This window comes from Pelorhabdus sp. sgz311001 (assembly GCF_055901755.1).
This window is the reverse complement of record NZ_JBVXUT010000001.1, coordinates 1,170,705-1,188,015: the sequence shown is the minus strand read 5'-3', so window position 1 is coordinate 1,188,015 and position 17,311 is coordinate 1,170,705. Positions and strand designations below refer to the sequence as shown.

Genomic DNA, 17,311 nt, shown 5'->3' with positions numbered 1-17,311 from the left:
ACGATAGCTATGGGGTTCCACCTGTTCCCATCCCGAACACAGAAGTTAAGCCCATATACGTCGAAAGTACTTGGCTGGCGACGGCCTGGGAGGATAGATAGTTGCTGATTTCAAAAAACCACTTCATTACGAAGTGGTTTTTTGTTGTTTTCTGTACTTACAATTTCATAAACTTGCAAAAGTTTAATAATTTAGGTAAAATTAAAAATTGTTATAAGGTTTTTAGGAGGCTGCAGATGAACTATCAAGCACGCGTTATTACGATTACTTCGAAAGCTCAGGCTGAGACCGAGCTTTTGAAAACAAACTGTGATTTTCAAGGCAATCGAATTATGAGAGAAAAATGTCTGTTTAAGACGATTAAATTAGAGCATATTCTTGCTAAAGAAGCGAATTTATTGAAGCAAACTTTTTTAGCAAAAGGAGGCGAAGTTTCTATTCATAAAGGTTGCGCTGGTTTGAGTGAAAGTCATAGTGATGTACTAATTGCAGCCACGTTAAAGCAATATCATCTGGCCTTAGATCAGATTCGTTTGCAACCCTGGGGGCTACCGACTATTGCTAAGGCAATAGAGTCTGCTTTAAAAAATGAAGCTGAGCCTGTAGAGCGTTATTATAATTTTGGTGAGATGGAACTTAAGATTGAACCTTATAAAACCTTAGTCATGGGAATTTTAAATCTTACACCTGATTCTTTTTCTGATGGCGGTAAATTCAATAATATAGAATCAGCTATTTCACATATGCAGGAAATGGTGCGTCATGGCGCTAACTTAATTGATATTGGGGCAGAATCAACTCGGCCTGGCTTTAGTCAAGTTTCAGCCGAGGACGAAATCAAACGTCTCTTACCTGTATTAGAAGAACTGATTCCGCTTTGTCCTGTACCTATTTCTATTGATACATATAAAGCGAAGGTTGCAGAGGCTGCATTACAAGCTGGCGCTCATATTGCTAATGATATTTGGGGGCTACAAGGTGATGCATCTATGGCATCTGTTGTAGCTGCTGCGAAAAAACCAGTTATTATCATGCACAACCAAGAAGATTCTATATATACTGGTGATATTATGGGAGCGTTAGTTGAGTTTTTTTATAAAAGTATTGATATTGGCATAAAAGCAGGAATTGACTTTTCACAGTTTATTCTTGATCCAGGTATTGGTTTTGGTAAAACAACGGACCAAAACTTAGAAGTTATGCGCAGACTGGAAGAACTAAAGAGTTTAGGTTGCCCTATTTTGCTAGGAACGTCTCGCAAACGTTTTATCGGCGAAGTGCTTGATCTATCTGTTGAGGATCGTGTGGAGGGAACAGCAGCTACTGTTGCTGCCGGGATTTTCAAAGGAGTCCATATTGTACGCGTTCATGATGTATTGCCTATTGTCCGTACAGCACAGATGACAAATCAACTATTGAGGAGAGATTGATATGGAATATTTAGATCGTATATCCTTAAAAGATATGATGTTTTATGGTTTTCATGGTGTTTATGAATATGAACAGGAACAGGGTCAAAAGTTTTATGTAGATGTTGACATGTTTCTTGATTTACAAACAGCGGGAAATACGGACTCTTTAGAAGATACTGTGGATTATACTGTAATCTACGATCATGTCAAAGAAATTATGGAAAATCATCGCTTTAAGCTGCTTGAAGCATTGGGGGCTCATATTGGCGATGAAATTTTGCGTGTTACATCGCTGCCGTTGCAGTTTGTCACGGTACGCATTCGCAAGCCGGCGGTTCCTTTGCCTGGTCAGATTGATTCTATGGAAGTTCAAATTACAAGGAGAGCTAAGCATTGATTTATTTAAGCTTAGGTTCTAATATGGGAAATCGCGCCTCCTATCTCAAGGAGGCTTGTTATCTTTTAATTGAAAGACAGATTCGAATTTGTCACATGTCGTCTTTTTATGAAACAGAGCCTGTAGGGTTTCGCGATCAACCTGATTTCTTAAATATTGTTCTTGCCGTAGAAACAAAACATAGTCCGGAAGAATTATTAAAAATTTGTTTAGAAATTGAAGCGCAGCTAGGTCGAGTCCGAGTAAAAAAGTGGGGGCCGCGTGTTGTTGATATTGATTTGATTCTTTATCATCAAGAGGTAAGAAAAAGTGAATTTTTAGTATTGCCTCATCCTCTTTTTACCAAAAGACGGTTTGTCTTAGAACCACTCGCAGAAATTGCTGAAGATGAAATTGTTTTTGAGGGCAAAACAGCTAAACAACTAGTAGAGGAGTTGACTGACCGGGATTTTGTGCGTAAGGTAGCAATCCCATTTAGTGTACTCTTTCTCTCCTTGTCCATTGGTTCAGGCCATAATCAGGCGGCTCGTGTAATTCAAGCAGAGTTAGATGCTGTAGGCAGTACTCAAAGAGTTCCTATTATTACAGAATTTTATGATGTGTTGCAATTTCTGCCGCAGCGAGGCGTTCGTTGGTTTCAAGCAGTTTATTTAAGAATTCTTCGTTCTTTTCCCGCCGTGTATGGTTTTTTTTATCAGTGGGGTCATAAAAGTAACGGCGCGACTTTGGGGCGCAGTTTTTTGAATCGTCTTCTAGGAACTATGATGGAGGAAAAAATTCTTAACTGGAAACCTGATTTAATTATAGCGACCCATGCGACGGCTACAGGGATTGCTACATTTCTGGTCAAAGAGAAAAAATTGCATGCGCCTGTTTGGGCGGTCGTAACTGACTTTGTTGTGCATCGGTTGTGGCTTTATCAAAATGTAGCGCAATATTTTGTTGCTCAGGAGGAAGCATTACAATTTTTTATAGAAGCCGGTGTGATTAAAGATAAAGTTTTAGTGACGGGAATTCCAGTGAATCCTAAGTTTGTACCAGATAAAAAGAAGAGTAAAATCCGTGAAGAACTGAATCTATTCATTTCCTCAAGCAATGAGGCTGTTATTTTACTAATGGGCGGCGGCGATGGGTTATTGCCTGTAACGGAAATTGTGCAAGAATTAGATAAAATGCCAGATTCTTTTCAGTTTATTGTTGTAACAGGACGTAATCAGCAGACTAGGCGAAAATTAGAAAAACTGGTAACTACGGTAAAACATACTATGCAAATTCATGGCTACGTCGAAAACGTTTTTGATTTGATGCAGGCGGCGGACTGTATTATAACGAAAGCAGGCGGAGTTACTTTGGCAGAAGCTTTGACAGCACAGTTGCCTATCATAATTTATAAACCGCTTGCAGGACAAGAGACAGGGAATGCTGTTTTTTTGGAAAGAAAAAACATAGCTGTAATTGCGCGTTCTTTGCCTCAACTCAAAAAGCAGATTCAGTATTTTTTACAGGGAAAAGCTTTGGTTAAAAGCGATTGTTCGGTGAAAAATTCAGATAAAAACATAGCGGCAGTCAAACAAATCGTTGATAGAATCTGTATAGAAATGAATAAATTTTTTAAAATAACTTGACCTTTAGGAAAAAAGACAGTTATAATTATGGCTAAGTTGCAAAATGTTAGTAATTTGTACTATGACATCGTATTTCTTAGTTGCTATTTTTCTGGCAAAAAAAAGAGGCGGGTTGAATGGAAAATTATTATATTGCAGCTTTACTGCATGTTAGTGGTATTGGACGGGCTAAAATTGATGCTTTAATTCAGTATTTTGGTAGCGCCCAACAGGCCTGGCTGGCTCCGCGGGGCGATTTATTTTTGTCTAAGATTCTGGCAGCAAGGACATGTAATAATCTTTTGGTAATGCGGGAACAGCTAAATGTGGAAATATTAAAGGAAAAATGGGATCGGCAGAACATCCGATTGTGTTCACCAAATGATAAAGAATATCCTTGTTTGTTAAACCATATATATGAATCACCTTGCTTGCTGTTTTATCGTGGCGTCTTACCAGAGCATGATCGTTTATTCGCTATTGTGGGTGCGCGTAAGGCAACTGCTTATGGCAGAAATGCCGCTCAATATTTTGGAACTGCTCTGGCGGAATCTGATTATTGGGTGGTCAGCGGTGCTGCTCGTGGGATTGATACGGCGGCGCATCATGGCGCTTTATTACGAGGCCATACGATTGCTGTATTAGGCTGTGGTGTTGATATAGCCTATCCGACAGAAAATAAAAAACTCCTATCAGAGATAGCTGAGTGCGGTGCTGTCGTTTCCGAGTATTTACCGGGAACATCACCTTCTTCTGGACATTTTCCAGCTAGAAATCGCCTCATCAGCGGTATGAGTCGTGGTGTTCTTGTGGTAGAAGCAGGAACCCGCAGTGGATCTTTAATTACTGCGGATCGAGCCTTAGAAGAAGGACGGGATGTTTATGCCATCCCTGGTAGCATTTTTTCGAAGATGAGCGAAGGAACGAATCATTTAATACAACAAGGCGCTAAATTGGTGCAAAAAATGGATGATATTTTAGAAGACGATATTGAAGCGAGGTCGCTTTCACGTTCCTGTGCGTTGTCGCCAGAAGAGAAATCCGTTTATAGCTTACTTAATTATGAAGAGCCTTTATCGCTAGAGGCAATGGCTGTACAGACGAGTGTAAATATATCAGATATTTCATATATATTATTGCAGTTAGAACTGCGTGGATTAGTAGTACAGCATAGCGGACATGGTTATGTGCGTTCTACTAAGGAGGTTATTGAGTGAAGGTACTAGTTGTAGTAGAATCACCAGCAAAAGCAAAAACAATTGAAAAATTTTTAGGAAGAAATTATACAGTAAGAGCTTCCATGGGTCATTTGCGTGATTTACCGAAAAGTCAGTTTGGCGTTGATGTGGAGCAGGATTTTACGGCAAAATATATTAATATTCGTGGTAAAGGTGATCTTATTAAGGCTTTGCGTGAGGCCGCAAAATCTGCCGATAAAGTTTATCTGGCAACTGACCCTGATCGCGAAGGCGAAGCAATTGCTTGGCACTTAGCGTACTTGTTAAATATTTCACCTGATTCGCCTTGTCGCATTGAATTTCATGAAATTACAAAACAAGCTGTACAAAAAGCGATTAAGGAGCCGCGTCCAATTGATTTAGCTATGGTTGATGCGCAGCAGGCGCGGCGCATCTTAGATCGTATTGTTGGTTATCAGCTTAGCCCTTTGTTATGGCGAAAAATACGTAAAGGTCTTAGTGCGGGACGAGTACAATCTGTAGCTGTACGGATTATTTGCGATCGGGAAAAAGAAATTCAAGCCTTTGAAACAGAAGAGTATTGGACTATTGACACCAAGCTTCGTGACCAGCCCAAAGGATCTTTATTTGAAGCAACGCTTGTTGCAGTTGAAGGAAAGAAGCCTATGTTACCTGATGAGGCGTCAGCCCAAAAAATTGCTAGCGATCTTGAGCACGAAACCTATTTGGTAAAAGATTTAAAACGTCGTCAACGTCGCCGTAATCCAGCACCGCCGTTTACAACAAGCAGCTTACAGCAAGAAGCGGCTAAAAAGCTAGGTTTCACATCACGCAAAACGATGATGGTTGCGCAACAGCTTTACGAAGGATTAAGTATTGGTTCAGCAGGCCATGTAGGCTTGATTACCTATATGCGTACGGATTCAACCCGTATTGCTGAATCAGCGCAACAGGAAACCCGAGAATTTGTGCTAAGCCAGTATGACGAAACGTATTTGCCACCTAAACCACCTGTTTATGCAACTAAAAATAATGCGCAAGATGCCCACGAAGCAATTCGGCCGACGAGTGTTGTTTTATCGCCTGTACAGGTTCTTTCGTATCTTTCTAAGGATCAATACCGTTTATATAAATTGATTTGGGATCGTTTTGTGGCAAGTCAGATGACTGCCGCTGTTTTTGATACACTTACAGTCGATATTTCTGCTGGAACTTATGGTTTACGTGCTACTGGTTCACAACTAAAATTTGCTGGCTATATGGCAGTGTATCAAGAAAGTAAAGATGAGGAAAAAGAAAAAAGTTCTTTGAGTGACAAAGATGTTATTTTACCTGAGCTTACGGTGGGTCAGTCCCTGGTATTTTATAAAGTTTTTCCGAAGCAGCATTTTACTGAGCCGCCGCCGCGGTATACGGAGGCTTCGCTGGTTAAAGTTCTTGAAGAAAAAGGAATTGGTCGTCCTAGTACGTATGCACCGATTATCGAGACAATTATTGCTAGAGGCTATGTAGTTCGTTCAGAAAAGAAATTTGAACCGACTGAGTTGGGTTTTGTTGTGCTCGATCTTTTGAAGCAGTATTTTGATACGATTGTTGATGTTGAATTTACGGCAGGCATGGAAGACCAGCTTGATGATGTGGCGGAACGTCAAGTTGAAAAAACAGCGCTTCTTCATGAGTTTTATCAGCCGTTTGCCGAAAAGCTTTCTTATGCTGATGAACAAATTGGTCATGTAGAGCTTCCCGTTGAAGTTTCAGATGTACCCTGTGAAAAGTGTGGTCGCCTTATGGTTGTGAAGCAAGGGCGTTTTGGAAAATTTTTGGCTTGCCCTGGATTCCCAGAATGCCGTAATACCAAGGCTATTGTAAAAGAAACAGGGGTCAATTGCCCACGTTGCAGTGGGAAAATTGTCGAACGAAAAACAAAGCGCGGTAAGGTTTTCTATGGGTGCCAGAATTACCCTGAATGTGATTTTATGACTTGGGATGAACCTTTAGCGCAAACCTGTGCCACTTGTAGTTCTATTATGGTTCGACGCCGCTTTAAAAAAGGGTTTATTATACAATGCTCTAATGAGGACTGCACAACTAGAGAACAAGAAAAGAAAAAGCCAAAGCAGTCTGTTTCAGCAGCAACTAAAGAATCTACAAAGAAAACAACGAAGAAATCGACTAAAAAAGAAAAAGTAAGTACGACGAAGGAATTAGGAGAAAAGCGGAGGAAAAAGAGTGTCTAAATTAACCATTATTGGCGCAGGACTCGCAGGGAGCGAAGCTGCTTGGCAGGCGGCTGAACGAGGAATTTCGGTTAATCTGATAGAAATGCGTCCGAACAAATCGACGCCGGCTCACCATACTAACTATTTTGCCGAACTTGTTTGCAGTAATTCACTTCGCGCTGCTGGATTATCAAATGCTGTAGGTCTTTTAAAAGAGGAAATGCGCCGCTTAAACTCCTTAATTATACAAACGGCTGATGCTACAAAAGTTCCTGCTGGCGGTGCCTTGGCTGTTGATCGCGAGTCTTTTAGCAAAACAATTACTGAGCGACTTGTAAATCATCCTAATATTACGGTTACTTATGAAGAAGCTGTTACGATTCCGGCAGAAGGTCCTGTTATTATTGCTAGTGGTCCTTTGACCTCAGAAGCTTTAAGTGACGCAATTAAAACATTAACAGGCGAAGAATATTTTTATTTTTACGATGCTGCCGCGCCAATAGTCACAAAAGAATCTTTAAATCGGGATATTGTTTTTAGCGCTTCTCGTTATGATAAGGGTGACGATGATTATTTAAACTGTCCGATGACTAAAGAAGAATATGAAGCTTTTTGGCAGGCTCTGACAACAGCAGAAACGACACCTGTTAAAGAATTTGAGAAGGCGATTTTCTTTGAAGGTTGTATGCCAGTAGAAGTTATGGCAGGGCGTGGTATTGATACGTTGCGCTTTGGTCCCTTAAAGCCGGTAGGTCTTGTCGACCCTAGAACGGGAACGAAACCCTATGCTGTTGTTCAATTACGCCAAGATAATAAAGAAGGAACTCTATATAATATAGTAGGTTTTCAAACCCATTTGAAATGGCCTGAACAAAGTCGAGTATTTTCTTTGATTCCAGGTCTGCAAAAAGCGGAATTTGTTCGCTATGGTGTGATGCATCGTAATACCTATATTCATTCCCCTAATTTACTGTTGCCGACAATGCAACTTAAGGCCAGAAAGGATCTTTTTTTTGCTGGCCAAATGACTGGGGTAGAAGGCTATGTCGAGTCAGCTGCGAGCGGTTTAATTGCTGGTATCAATGCAAGCCGTCTTATCTTAGATAAAGAACTGATTACCTTTCCCGCCCAAACAGCCCACGGGGCTCTAGCGGATTATATTACGACAGCACCTGCGAAGAATTTTCAGCCAATGAATATAAATTTCGGTCTTTTACCACCGCTAGAGGAAAGAATTCGCGATAAACGAGTAAAAAATGAGCGGATTGCTGAACGGGCGCTGGCATGTTTACCGGTAAATTGTTAAATTTGTGTAGAAAAATGCGACAACAACATTGCAATATTTACATACTTATGCTAATATGAATTAAATATTAAATAAGCGATATTATTAAGTCTGTCTATTTGTAGGAAGCTACAGAATTAAAAGATTGCTTATGGTGCGTTACAGCAAGCAAGGCCAATCGGACTTGCTTTTGCTACTGTTACGCCTAATGTGTTTTTAAGTTTTGTTTTTTCCACTGGAGGTATGCTCATGTTTCACGCGACGACAATTGTTGCAGTTAGGCAAAAAGGAAAAACAGCATTAGCTGGTGATGGCCAGGTTACCTTCGGCGGCAATACCGTTATGAAGCATCATGCTAAAAAAGTCCGTCGACTTTACCATGGCAAAATTTTAGCCGGTTTTGCTGGATCTGTCGCCGATGCTTTTACGCTGTTTCAAAAGTTTGAAGTTAAATTGGAAGAATTCAATGGAAATATGATGCGCGCTGCTGTAGAATTAGCTAAAGATTGGCGTACAGATCGAGTTTTGCGCCGTTTAGAGGCACTTTTAATTGTAGCTGATCAAAATCATCTGCTATTGATTTCCGGGAATGGCGAAGTGATTGAGCCAGATGACGGAGTCACTGCAATCGGGTCTGGCGGTTCCTATGCGTTAGCGGCAGCACGAGCGTTAGTTGATAATACGGATTTAAGCGCAGCAGAAATTGCTCAGAAGGCAATTACAATTGCTGCTGATATTTGTGTGTTTACAAATCATCATATTACAGTAGAGGAATTAGAAGGATAAAGGAGGAATGGCATTGACAGAATTGACACCAAAACAGATTGTAGCTCAGCTTGATAAGTATATTGTAGGTCAACAGGCAGCCAAAACATCAGTTGCCATTGCTCTTCGAAATCGTTGGCGCAGCAGACAGTTAGCTAAGGCGATAAAAGATGAAATTATTCCTAAAAATATTTTAATGATCGGGCCGACTGGCGTTGGTAAGACAGAGATTGCTAGGCGATTGGCGAAACTTGTCAATGCTCCTTTTGTAAAAGTAGAAGCAACTAAGTTTACCGAAGTCGGTTATGTGGGTAGAGATGTAGAATCAATGGTACGAGATTTGGTGGAAACTGCTATCCGCATGATTAAACAAAGTAAAATTGCTGAAGTCAATGATAAAGCACAGGCTTTAGCCAATGAGCGAATTCTAGATTTATTTAGCCCTGCCCCTGCTAAGGAAAAAACTAAAAATCCTTTTGAGATGCTCTTTTCTTCTACTACTCAGCAAGAGCCTGAGATAGTATCCGAAAAGCCTGATGTAAATCAGGAGCGAGAAACTTGGCGCAAAAAGCTAGAGCAAGGTGAACTAGAAGAAAATCTTGTTGAAATTGTCGTGGAAGACACGAGTCAGCCCATGATGGGAATGTTTGCCGGAACGGGCGCTGAAGAAATGGGTATGAATCTTCAAGACATGTTGGGAAGCCTGATGCCGAAAAAGCAGAAGAAGCGCAAAGTGACTGTGGCAAATGCCAGAAAGATTTTTACCCAAGAAGAGGCACAGAAGTTAATTGATATGGATGAAGTTATTTCTGGTGCTATTGAGTTAGCTGAAACGTCAGGGATCATCTTCCTAGATGAAATTGATAAAATTGCTGGTCGGGGCCAATCATCAGGACCGGATGTGTCGCGAGAAGGAGTACAACGTGACATTCTTCCAATAGTAGAAGGATCGACTGTTATGACAAAATATGGAGCATTGCAGACCGATCATATTCTATTTATTGCTGCTGGTGCTTTTCATATTTCTAAACCTTCTGATCTAATACCAGAACTTCAAGGGCGTTTTCCTATTCGTGTAGAATTAACGAATTTGACGAAAGAAGATTTCTGCCAGATTCTCACAGAACCGGCCAATGCTTTAATTACTCAATATACTAGCTTATTAGGCGTGGAAGATATTACGATTGAGTTTGCGCCTGAGGCAATTGATGAGTTAGCGGAAATTGCCTGTGCTGTAAACAGTCAGACTGAAAATATCGGCGCTAGACGACTTCATACAATTATGGAGAAATTATTAGAAGACCTAGCATTTGAAGCGCCTGAATTAGAAAAGCAGACAATTGTAATTGATCGTGCTTATGTGCAATCAAAGCTGTCACATATTATTGAAAATCAAGATTTAACTCAATTTATTCTATAGATTGTTAAGCTACTTATTTTATGAAACGAAAGGTAGGAATTACATGATGTTAACTTTGTTGGAACGTACTCGGAAAATTAATAAGCTTTTACAAAAATCGGAAAAAGTTCATTACAATGAAATGTCTTCTGTATTGTCAAACGTAATGAATTCAAACGTGTATATCGTAAGTAAAAAAGGCGATGTACTTGGTTACGCCTTACTCGATAATTTTGAATGTGGCGTAATGAAAGAAAAAGTACTTGATGATGGTCTCTTTCCTGAAAGATATGTTGACTGGTTGCTACGTGTTTCGGAAACTTCGCCCAATATTCGCATTGATAGTGGTCTTTGTGCTTTTAGCGAGAATACCGAATGTTTCTTTCATGGTAAATTAACGACCATTGTGCCTATTTATGGCGGTGGCGATCGGATTGGTACTTTGATTGTTGCTAAGTTCGATGAGGAATTTACTGATGATGATTTAATCTTGGCTGAATATGGTGCAACCGTTGTCGGTATGGCTATTTTACGAGATTTAAGTGATAAAATCGCCGATGAAGCTCGAAAGAAAGCAACAGTACAAGTAGCTATCGGCACACTCTCTTATTCAGAACTCGAAGCTGTTCTTCACATTCTTAACGAATTAGAAGGCGATGAAGGATTGCTTGTAGCAAGTAAAATTGCTGATCGTGTGGGGATTACTCGTTCTGTCATTGTTAATGCCTTACGCAAATTTGAAAGCGCTGGTGTTATTGAATCCAAATCACTAGGAATGAAAGGTACATATATTAAAGTTCTTAATGAATTGTTACTTGATGAATTGAAGAAACTAAGAAAATAATGATTCCTTTAACAAAGAAACGTTAATTTATAAGAATTTTAGGGGACTGTCTCACGAAGAGATTGCAAGTGAATTTCTTCTTGACGAGACAGTCCTCCTTATTTGTCATTAAATATTTTAAGATGTTTTTAAGGCGTTTTTAAGAATTTGATTTTAAGCACGTCGCTGTTTGTATTTTTTCTAAACAAAAAGTCCTGATTATTGGATTTTACAAAGAGTTTTAAAAAATTAAGAGGAATTTATGAAATTTATGTAGAATTGTAGCCTATCGTAAAGTATTGTCAAAATGGTATTTGGGAGGTTTACTGTGCTTGATTCTATGTTATCAGCTTCTTCTGCTGGACTGTTGGAAAAAGCCTTATCGGCTTCTGCCTTGCGGCAAAAAGTGATTAGTAACAACATTGTCAATGTAAATACGCCGGGCTTTAAACGCAGTGAAGTAATATTTGAAGATAAACTTCAACAAGCGATAGGGGGCCCAAAACTGTTATCTTTGGTAAGAACTCATGGCGCTCATTTGTCAGGGACGCGGGAAGTGTCTACCGATCCAGCTGTTGTTGTCGATAAGGATACATCAATGCGTTTAGATGGAAATAATGTCGATATTGATAAAGAAATGGCTGGCCTTGCCAAAAATAGCATTTATTATAATTCAGTAGCACAACAACTCAGTAAAAAGTATTCTACTTTAGTTTCGGCCATTAAAGAAGGGAAGTGACCATAGATGGGAATGTTTGGCGCCATTGACTCTGCGGCTTCCGGCTTGACGGCTGAACGGTTGCGTATGGATGTTATATCTAACAATATTGCCAATGTAAATACGACGCGTACAGCTGAAGGCGGACCTTATCGGCGTCAATTATTGGTATTTGAACCAAGATCGTCAGGCGATTCTTTTTCTGATATTTTAACAGGAAAGCTTGGCCAGTCTGGTGAAAATGCTGGCGTAAAGGTTGTTGGCATTACGAAAGATCAGTCGCCTTTGCGATTAGTCTACGATCCTACTCATCCAGATGCAAATCGGAATGGGTATGTAGAAATGCCCAATGTAAATGTTGTAACAGAAATGGTAGATATGATTACAGCAAGTCGGGCTTATGAGGCCAATGTTACAACAATTAACGCTGCTAAATCTATGGCGCAAAAGGCGCTGGAGATTGGCAAATAGGAGGAAAGATAAATGGCCATTGATGGCATTCAGCCATTATCGCTTAGTGAAGTCGGGTTCGAACCAACCAAGCGAGCGAGTAGTAGTGCTCGTTCTGGCGGCGTAACGTTTGGACAACTCTTTTCAAATGCGCTAGGAGAAGTCAATCAGTTACAGCTTAACTCTAGTAAGGCTTCGGCAGATCTTGCCGCTGGAAAAATTCAAGATGTTTCTGAGGCAGTCATTGCGGCAGAAAAAGCTTCCATCTCTTTGCAACTCACGATGACAGTTCGCAACAAAGTGATTGACGCTTACCAAGAAATCATGCGAATGCAGGTCTAATATTTTTCTGATTTGAAAGGGTGGAGACGATGGCTGACTGGAAAGAACAGTCTCTGCGCCTGTGGCAAAACATCGGTAAAAAAGAAAAGTACATTATTTTAGGATCTGCAGTTTTACTTTTTGTAGGTATCCTTGCATGGAGTTTTTGGTGGGGGGGTCGCCCTGATAGTGTACCTTTGTTTACTGGTCTTGATGCCAAAGATGCAGGTGAAGTGGCAGCAAAGTTGAAAGAAGCAAAAATTCCCTATGAAATAGGTAACAATGGTACAGCGATTATGGTATCGTCGAAAGATGTTTATAAAATTCGTCTGGACTTAGCCGCTCAAGGGTTGCCGCGCGGCAATAAGGGGTTTGAAATTTTTGATCAGAATAAGTTTGGTACAACAGAGTTTCAAAATAAAGTGTATTATTTGCAAGCCATTCAAGGTGAATTAACCAAGACGATTGAGCAAATGACTGAAGTAGAGAAGGCTAGGGTCCATATTGTAATGCCGGAGGATAGTCTGTATAAGAAAAATGAAAAACCGGCTACGGCATCGATCATGATTAAACTACGTCCTTCGGCGCAGTTGAATCCTGGCCAGATTAATGGCATTGTAAATTTAGTGGCACATAGTGTGCAAGGTTTGAAACCGGAGAATATTACGATTGTTGATGATAATGCTCATGTCCTGAATGATCCTTCATCGCAGGAAGCTGGCAAAAATGGCGCTATTAGTTTAACGCAACTGGAAATGACCAAGAAAGTTCAGGATGATTTGCAGAAAAACTTGCAAAGTATGTTAGAACAAGTTTTGGGCGAAGGGAAAGTTGCCGCTCGAATTAATGTGGAATTGAATTTTGATCAGCGGGTAGTGGATCGAAATACCTTTGAACCTGTCGTTGATGATAAAGGAATTATTCGCAGTTCTCAGGATGTCAGTGAAAACTATCGGGGAACCTCTAATGCTCCTGGTGGAGTTCCTGGGACGACAACCAATATTCCTGGTTATGTAGCAAATAATAATAATCAATCCAATTATGAGAAAAAAGAATCTGTAAAAAATTACGAGATTAATGAAACAAAAGAAAAAACCGTAGCATCGCCTGGTTCGATTCGTCGCTTGACTGTGGCCGTTTTAGTTGACGGCAGTATTACTAATGTACAGCAAGATGTGATCATGCGAACAGTAGCTTCGGCAACAGGGTTGAATCCAACTAGAGGCGATACGATTTCAGTGGAAACAGTTCCTTTTAGTACGGAACTAGCTGATAAGAAAAAGAAAGAAGAAGCCGATTTGGAACAAGAGCAGAAAATGTCTCTTTATACAAAAATTGGTTTAGCAGTACTCTTGCTGATTGCTCTTGTAGTAGGGGCTCGCATGTATGCAAGGAAGAAGCAAAGCGAAAAAGATCTAGAACTTATGGCTATGGCTCCCACGCCTGTAGATGAGCTTTTAGAAGAAGAGGAAACAGAAGAGCTTACGCCAGAAGAAATTGAACGCAACAATGTACGTGAATCTATTGAGAAATTTGCTCAGTCTAACCCGGAAGATGTTGCGCAATTATTAAAAACGTGGGTATCTGAGGAATAAGGCGCGCCATAGGGGAGGTAAGGATATGTACGAATCGAATGAGTTGTCAGGCAAACAAAAGGCGGCTATTCTTCTTATTTCGCTAGGACCGGATATTTCTGCCCAGATTTTTAAACATTTTCGGGAAGAAGAAATTGAAAAACTGACGTTAGAAATTGCCAATCAGCGAAAGATTCCTCAAGAGGTAAAAGATAGGGTATTAGACGAATTTCATCAAATGTGTTTAGCAAAAGAATATTTGTCAGCTGGCGGTTTGGATTATGCCAGGGAAATTCTTGAAAAAGCATTGGGGTCAGAAAAAGCAGTTTCTATTATTAGTCGATTAACAGCAAGTCTGCAAATTCGACCTTTCGATTTTGCGCGAAAGACAGATCCTTCTCAGTTATTAAATTTTATTCAAAATGAGCACCCGCAAACGATTGCTTTAATTATGGCTTATTTACAGCCGGAACAGTCTGCAGCGATTATTTCGGCTTTGCCGGCGGACAGACAGGTTGATGTAGCGAAACGTATTGCTACTATGGATCGTACGTCCCCAGATGTTATAAAGGATGTGGAGAGAATTTTGGAAAGAAAGTTATCTTCACTTGTTACGCAAGACTTTACAGCAGCCGGTGGTGTTGATTCCATTGTTGAAGTATTAAACCGTGTAGATCGGACGACAGAAAGAACTATCATTGAAAACTTGGAGATCCAAAATCCAGAACTTGCTGAAGAAATCAAAAAACGGATGTTCGTATTCGAAGATATTGTTCTTTTGGACGATCGTTCGTTGCAACTTGTACTTAGAGAAATTGAATCGAAGGATCTGGGCTTGGCATTGAAAGCTTCGTCCAGTGAAGTGGCGGAGAAAATCTATAAGAACATGTCGAAGCGTGCATCAGAAATGCTACGAGAAGAAATTGAATATATGGGACCTGTTCGTATTCGTGATGTAGAAGAATCGCAGCAGAAAATTGTAAATGTAATTAGACGTCTTGAAGAATCCGGTGAAATTATTGTTTCACGGGGCAAAGGAGACGAAATCATTGCATAAGATTTTCAAATCCATTTCATTACGCGATCAACCTGTGGTAATTGCTGTTTGTGATCCGGAGCTGTGCTGCACGGAAGCAGAGGATTTGCCAAACGAGAAAGAAGAAATTGAATCGCTTTTGGTAAAAACGCAACGGGAATGTGAGAAGCAGATTACCCAGGCTAAAGCGCAGGCTGATGAGATCGTTGCTAACGCTCTATCAGAAGGAGAGAAAATCAAGGAAGAAGCTCGTGCGCTTGGCCATAACGAAGGAAAAGAAACGGGATATCAAGCTGGTTATGAGTTGGGTTATAACGAAGGAATTAAAGTGTCTGAAACAAAAATTCGCGAAGAACTTCAAGCTGAGATCAGCCAAAGCGCTCTAAAAGCTTCGGACGTTTTAACTATGGCTCAGCAAGACGCGAAAAAAATGATTCTGGAAGCAGAAGGAGACATTCTTCAGCTTGTTTTGGCGATTACCCAGAAAATTCTCGCTAGAGAGACTGAAGAAAACCCTGTAATGGTACTTCCGATTGTTCGCGCTGCATTAGAGAAAGTTAGAGATCAACAGGAAGTAATCGTGCGAGTGAATTCTTATGATTTCGAACTTGTCATGCAGGCGCGGCATGATTTACAGACTATGGTAGGCAGGGAGCAGCCCATTTTGGTACAGTCTGATGATTCGGTGAGTGTCGGTAATTGTTTAATTGACACGACAAGTGGAACAGTTGACGCACGTATTGATACACAGTTTGAGGAAATTAAAAAGTCTTTGCTGGAAGTGATGCCATGACAATTTTTTCTGCACAGGCCTATTTGCAAAAAATAGAACAGGCTCAAACGATGCGGTTGACTGGGAAAATTACGCAGATTATTGGTCTTGTGATTGAGTCGCAAGGCCCTGCTGTAAATTTAGGTGAACTTTGCTATATAACGTCGCGAGATCAATCTTTTTCGATTCCAGCTGAAGTTGTAGGGTTTCGCCAAAATCGAGTTCTGTTAATGCCTATAGGAGAAATGCAGGGAATTGGACCTGGTTGTGAGGTGTTGGCGGCCAACCAAACGCTGAGTATTGGTGTTGGTGAGGCACTATTGGGACGAGTTGTTGATGGATTAGGACGGCCAATGGATGACAAGGGTCCGTTGGAACCGGAAAAATTCTACCCAATTCACGCGATGCCGCCTTCGCCGCTTACGCGCAAAAGAATTGACAAAACGATGTCTGTTGGCGTAAAAGCAATAGATTCTTTGATTACGCTAGGTCGAGGACAGCGTGTTGGTATTATGGCGGGTAGTGGTGTTGGTAAGAGTACGCTTCTTGGTATGATTGCAAGAAATACAGAAGCTGATATTAATGTAATTGCTTTGATTGGTGAACGTGGGCGTGAAGTTCGTGAATTTATTGAACGCGATTTGGGGGAAGCTGGCCTAAAGCGTTCTGTTGTAGTTGTGGCAACATCTGATCAGCCTGCTTTACTCAGGGTGAAAGGGGCAATGACAGCAACGGCTATTGCTGAATATTTTCGTGATCAAGGCAAGAATGTTATGTTAATGATGGATTCAGTCACTCGTTTTGCTATGGGACAGCGAGAGGTTGGCTTGACGATTGGCGAGCCACCGGCGACACGAGGCTACACTCCATCTGTTTTTGCCATGCTTCCTAAGCTGTTAGAACGTTCTGGTACTGGTTCTATTGGTTCCATTACGGGAATTTATACAGTCCTTGTTGATGGTGATGATATGAATGAACCGATTGCTGATAGTGTCCGTAGTATTCTAGACGGCCATATTGTTTTATCAAGAGCTTTAGCTGCAAAAAATCATTATCCTGCGATTGATGTTTTGGCGAGCGTTAGTCGTGTCATGTTAGAAATTGTCGAGCGCCCTCACTGGGATGCTGCGCAAAAGCTACGTTCTATTTTAGCGACATATCGGGAAGCGGAAGATTTAATTAATATTGGCGCTTATGTGAAAGGCAGTAATGAAGAAATTGATACGGCCATGGAGCATATTAGTGCTGTGAAAAAATTTTTACAGCAAGAAGTTTATGATGAAACAACCATGGAACAAACAATCAGTATTTTGGAGCAAGTTGTTTCTTAAGTTTGA

General features: G+C 40.6%; 16 protein-coding genes and 1 rRNA gene. All 17 read left to right on the top strand.

Going from position 1 to position 17,311, the window contains the following annotated elements:
* Window positions 1-110, top strand: a 5S ribosomal RNA gene (gene rrf / locus AC0MXB_RS06100); the annotation flags it as partial.
* A gap of 126 nt (window positions 111-236) precedes the next feature.
* A complete protein-coding gene (gene folP / locus AC0MXB_RS06095; RefSeq protein WP_474038714.1) occupies window positions 237-1,430 on the top strand; it encodes a dihydropteroate synthase in 1,194 nt (397 codons plus the stop codon).
* Between the two features lies 1 nt (window position 1,431).
* On the top strand, window positions 1,432-1,809 hold the full coding sequence (folB, locus tag AC0MXB_RS06090) for a dihydroneopterin aldolase (RefSeq protein WP_474038713.1): 378 nt from the start codon (window positions 1,432-1,434) through the stop codon (window positions 1,807-1,809).
* Window positions 1,806-3,434 (top strand): 2-amino-4-hydroxy-6-hydroxymethyldihydropteridine diphosphokinase, encoded by a 1,629-nt coding sequence (folK, locus tag AC0MXB_RS06085; protein WP_474038712.1) that lies wholly within the window; start codon window positions 1,806-1,808, stop codon window positions 3,432-3,434. Before folB ends, folK begins: the two co-directional genes overlap by 4 nt.
* A gap of 116 nt (window positions 3,435-3,550) precedes the next feature.
* Entirely contained in the window at window positions 3,551-4,630 is a 1,080-nt protein-coding gene (gene dprA / locus AC0MXB_RS06080) for a DNA-processing protein DprA (protein ID WP_474038711.1), read from the top strand.
* Window positions 4,627-6,849, top strand: coding sequence for a type I DNA topoisomerase (topA, locus tag AC0MXB_RS06075; RefSeq protein ID WP_474038710.1), 2,223 nt, complete (start codon window positions 4,627-4,629; stop codon window positions 6,847-6,849). The genes dprA and topA overlap by 4 nt, the downstream gene beginning before the upstream one ends.
* The gene (gene trmFO / locus AC0MXB_RS06070; RefSeq protein ID WP_474038709.1) at window positions 6,842-8,137 is read left to right on the top strand and encodes an FADH(2)-oxidizing methylenetetrahydrofolate--tRNA-(uracil(54)-C(5))-methyltransferase TrmFO; all 1,296 of its coding nucleotides are present in this window, start codon (window positions 6,842-6,844) and stop codon (window positions 8,135-8,137) included. The genes topA and trmFO overlap by 8 nt, the downstream gene beginning before the upstream one ends.
* Before the next feature lie 228 nt (window positions 8,138-8,365).
* On the top strand, window positions 8,366-8,902 hold the full coding sequence (gene hslV, locus AC0MXB_RS06065; RefSeq protein ID WP_474038708.1) for an ATP-dependent protease subunit HslV: 537 nt from the start codon (window positions 8,366-8,368) through the stop codon (window positions 8,900-8,902).
* A gap of 7 nt (window positions 8,903-8,909) precedes the next feature.
* Entirely contained in the window at window positions 8,910-10,301 is a 1,392-nt protein-coding gene (gene hslU / locus AC0MXB_RS06060; RefSeq protein WP_474038707.1) for an ATP-dependent protease ATPase subunit HslU, read from the top strand.
* A 46-nt stretch (window positions 10,302-10,347) separates the two neighbouring features.
* Window positions 10,348-11,124 (top strand): GTP-sensing pleiotropic transcriptional regulator CodY, encoded by a 777-nt coding sequence (gene codY / locus AC0MXB_RS06055; protein WP_474038755.1) that lies wholly within the window; start codon window positions 10,348-10,350, stop codon window positions 11,122-11,124.
* Between the two features lie 307 nt (window positions 11,125-11,431).
* A complete protein-coding gene (flgB, locus tag AC0MXB_RS06050; RefSeq protein WP_474038706.1) occupies window positions 11,432-11,842 on the top strand; it encodes a flagellar basal body rod protein FlgB in 411 nt (136 codons plus the stop codon).
* A gap of 6 nt (window positions 11,843-11,848) precedes the next feature.
* Window positions 11,849-12,292, top strand: coding sequence for a flagellar basal body rod protein FlgC (flgC, locus tag AC0MXB_RS06045; protein ID WP_474038705.1), 444 nt, complete (start codon window positions 11,849-11,851; stop codon window positions 12,290-12,292).
* 12 nt (window positions 12,293-12,304) lie between these two features.
* The gene (gene fliE, locus AC0MXB_RS06040) at window positions 12,305-12,613 is read left to right on the top strand and encodes a flagellar hook-basal body complex protein FliE (RefSeq protein ID WP_474038704.1); all 309 of its coding nucleotides are present in this window, start codon (window positions 12,305-12,307) and stop codon (window positions 12,611-12,613) included.
* A 29-nt stretch (window positions 12,614-12,642) separates the two neighbouring features.
* Window positions 12,643-14,187 (top strand): flagellar basal-body MS-ring/collar protein FliF, encoded by a 1,545-nt coding sequence (gene fliF / locus AC0MXB_RS06035; RefSeq protein WP_474038703.1) that lies wholly within the window; start codon window positions 12,643-12,645, stop codon window positions 14,185-14,187.
* Window positions 14,188-14,212: 25 nt separating this feature from the next.
* On the top strand, window positions 14,213-15,223 hold the full coding sequence (gene fliG, locus AC0MXB_RS06030) for a flagellar motor switch protein FliG (RefSeq protein ID WP_474038702.1): 1,011 nt from the start codon (window positions 14,213-14,215) through the stop codon (window positions 15,221-15,223).
* Window positions 15,216-15,995, top strand: a complete 780-nt coding sequence (locus AC0MXB_RS06025; protein WP_474038701.1) for a FliH/SctL family protein — start codon at window positions 15,216-15,218, stop codon at window positions 15,993-15,995. Before fliG ends, AC0MXB_RS06025 begins: the two co-directional genes overlap by 8 nt.
* Window positions 15,992-17,305: a flagellar protein export ATPase FliI gene (gene fliI, locus AC0MXB_RS06020; RefSeq protein ID WP_474038700.1), complete on the top strand. Its 1,314-nt coding sequence runs from the start codon at window positions 15,992-15,994 to the stop codon at window positions 17,303-17,305. Before AC0MXB_RS06025 ends, fliI begins: the two co-directional genes overlap by 4 nt.
* The last annotated feature ends 6 nt before the right edge of the window (window positions 17,306-17,311 follow it).

Coding starts and splice junctions, on each gene's coding strand:
- folP (WP_474038714.1), top strand. CDS start 237: ATGAACTATCAAGCACGCGTTATTACGATTACTTCGAAAGCTCAGGCT.
- folB (WP_474038713.1), top strand. CDS start 1,432: ATGGAATATTTAGATCGTATATCCTTAAAAGATATGATGTTTTATGGT.
- dprA (WP_474038711.1), top strand. CDS start 3,551: ATGGAAAATTATTATATTGCAGCTTTACTGCATGTTAGTGGTATTGGA.
- hslV (WP_474038708.1), top strand. CDS start 8,366: ATGTTTCACGCGACGACAATTGTTGCAGTTAGGCAAAAAGGAAAAACA.
- hslU (WP_474038707.1), top strand. CDS start 8,910: ATGGCATTGACAGAATTGACACCAAAACAGATTGTAGCTCAGCTTGAT.
- codY (WP_474038755.1), top strand. CDS start 10,348: ATGTTAACTTTGTTGGAACGTACTCGGAAAATTAATAAGCTTTTACAA.
- flgC (WP_474038705.1), top strand. CDS start 11,849: ATGGGAATGTTTGGCGCCATTGACTCTGCGGCTTCCGGCTTGACGGCT.
- fliE (WP_474038704.1), top strand. CDS start 12,305: ATGGCCATTGATGGCATTCAGCCATTATCGCTTAGTGAAGTCGGGTTC.
- fliF (WP_474038703.1), top strand. CDS start 12,643: ATGGCTGACTGGAAAGAACAGTCTCTGCGCCTGTGGCAAAACATCGGT.
- fliG (WP_474038702.1), top strand. CDS start 14,213: ATGTACGAATCGAATGAGTTGTCAGGCAAACAAAAGGCGGCTATTCTT.
- fliI (WP_474038700.1), top strand. CDS start 15,992: ATGACAATTTTTTCTGCACAGGCCTATTTGCAAAAAATAGAACAGGCT.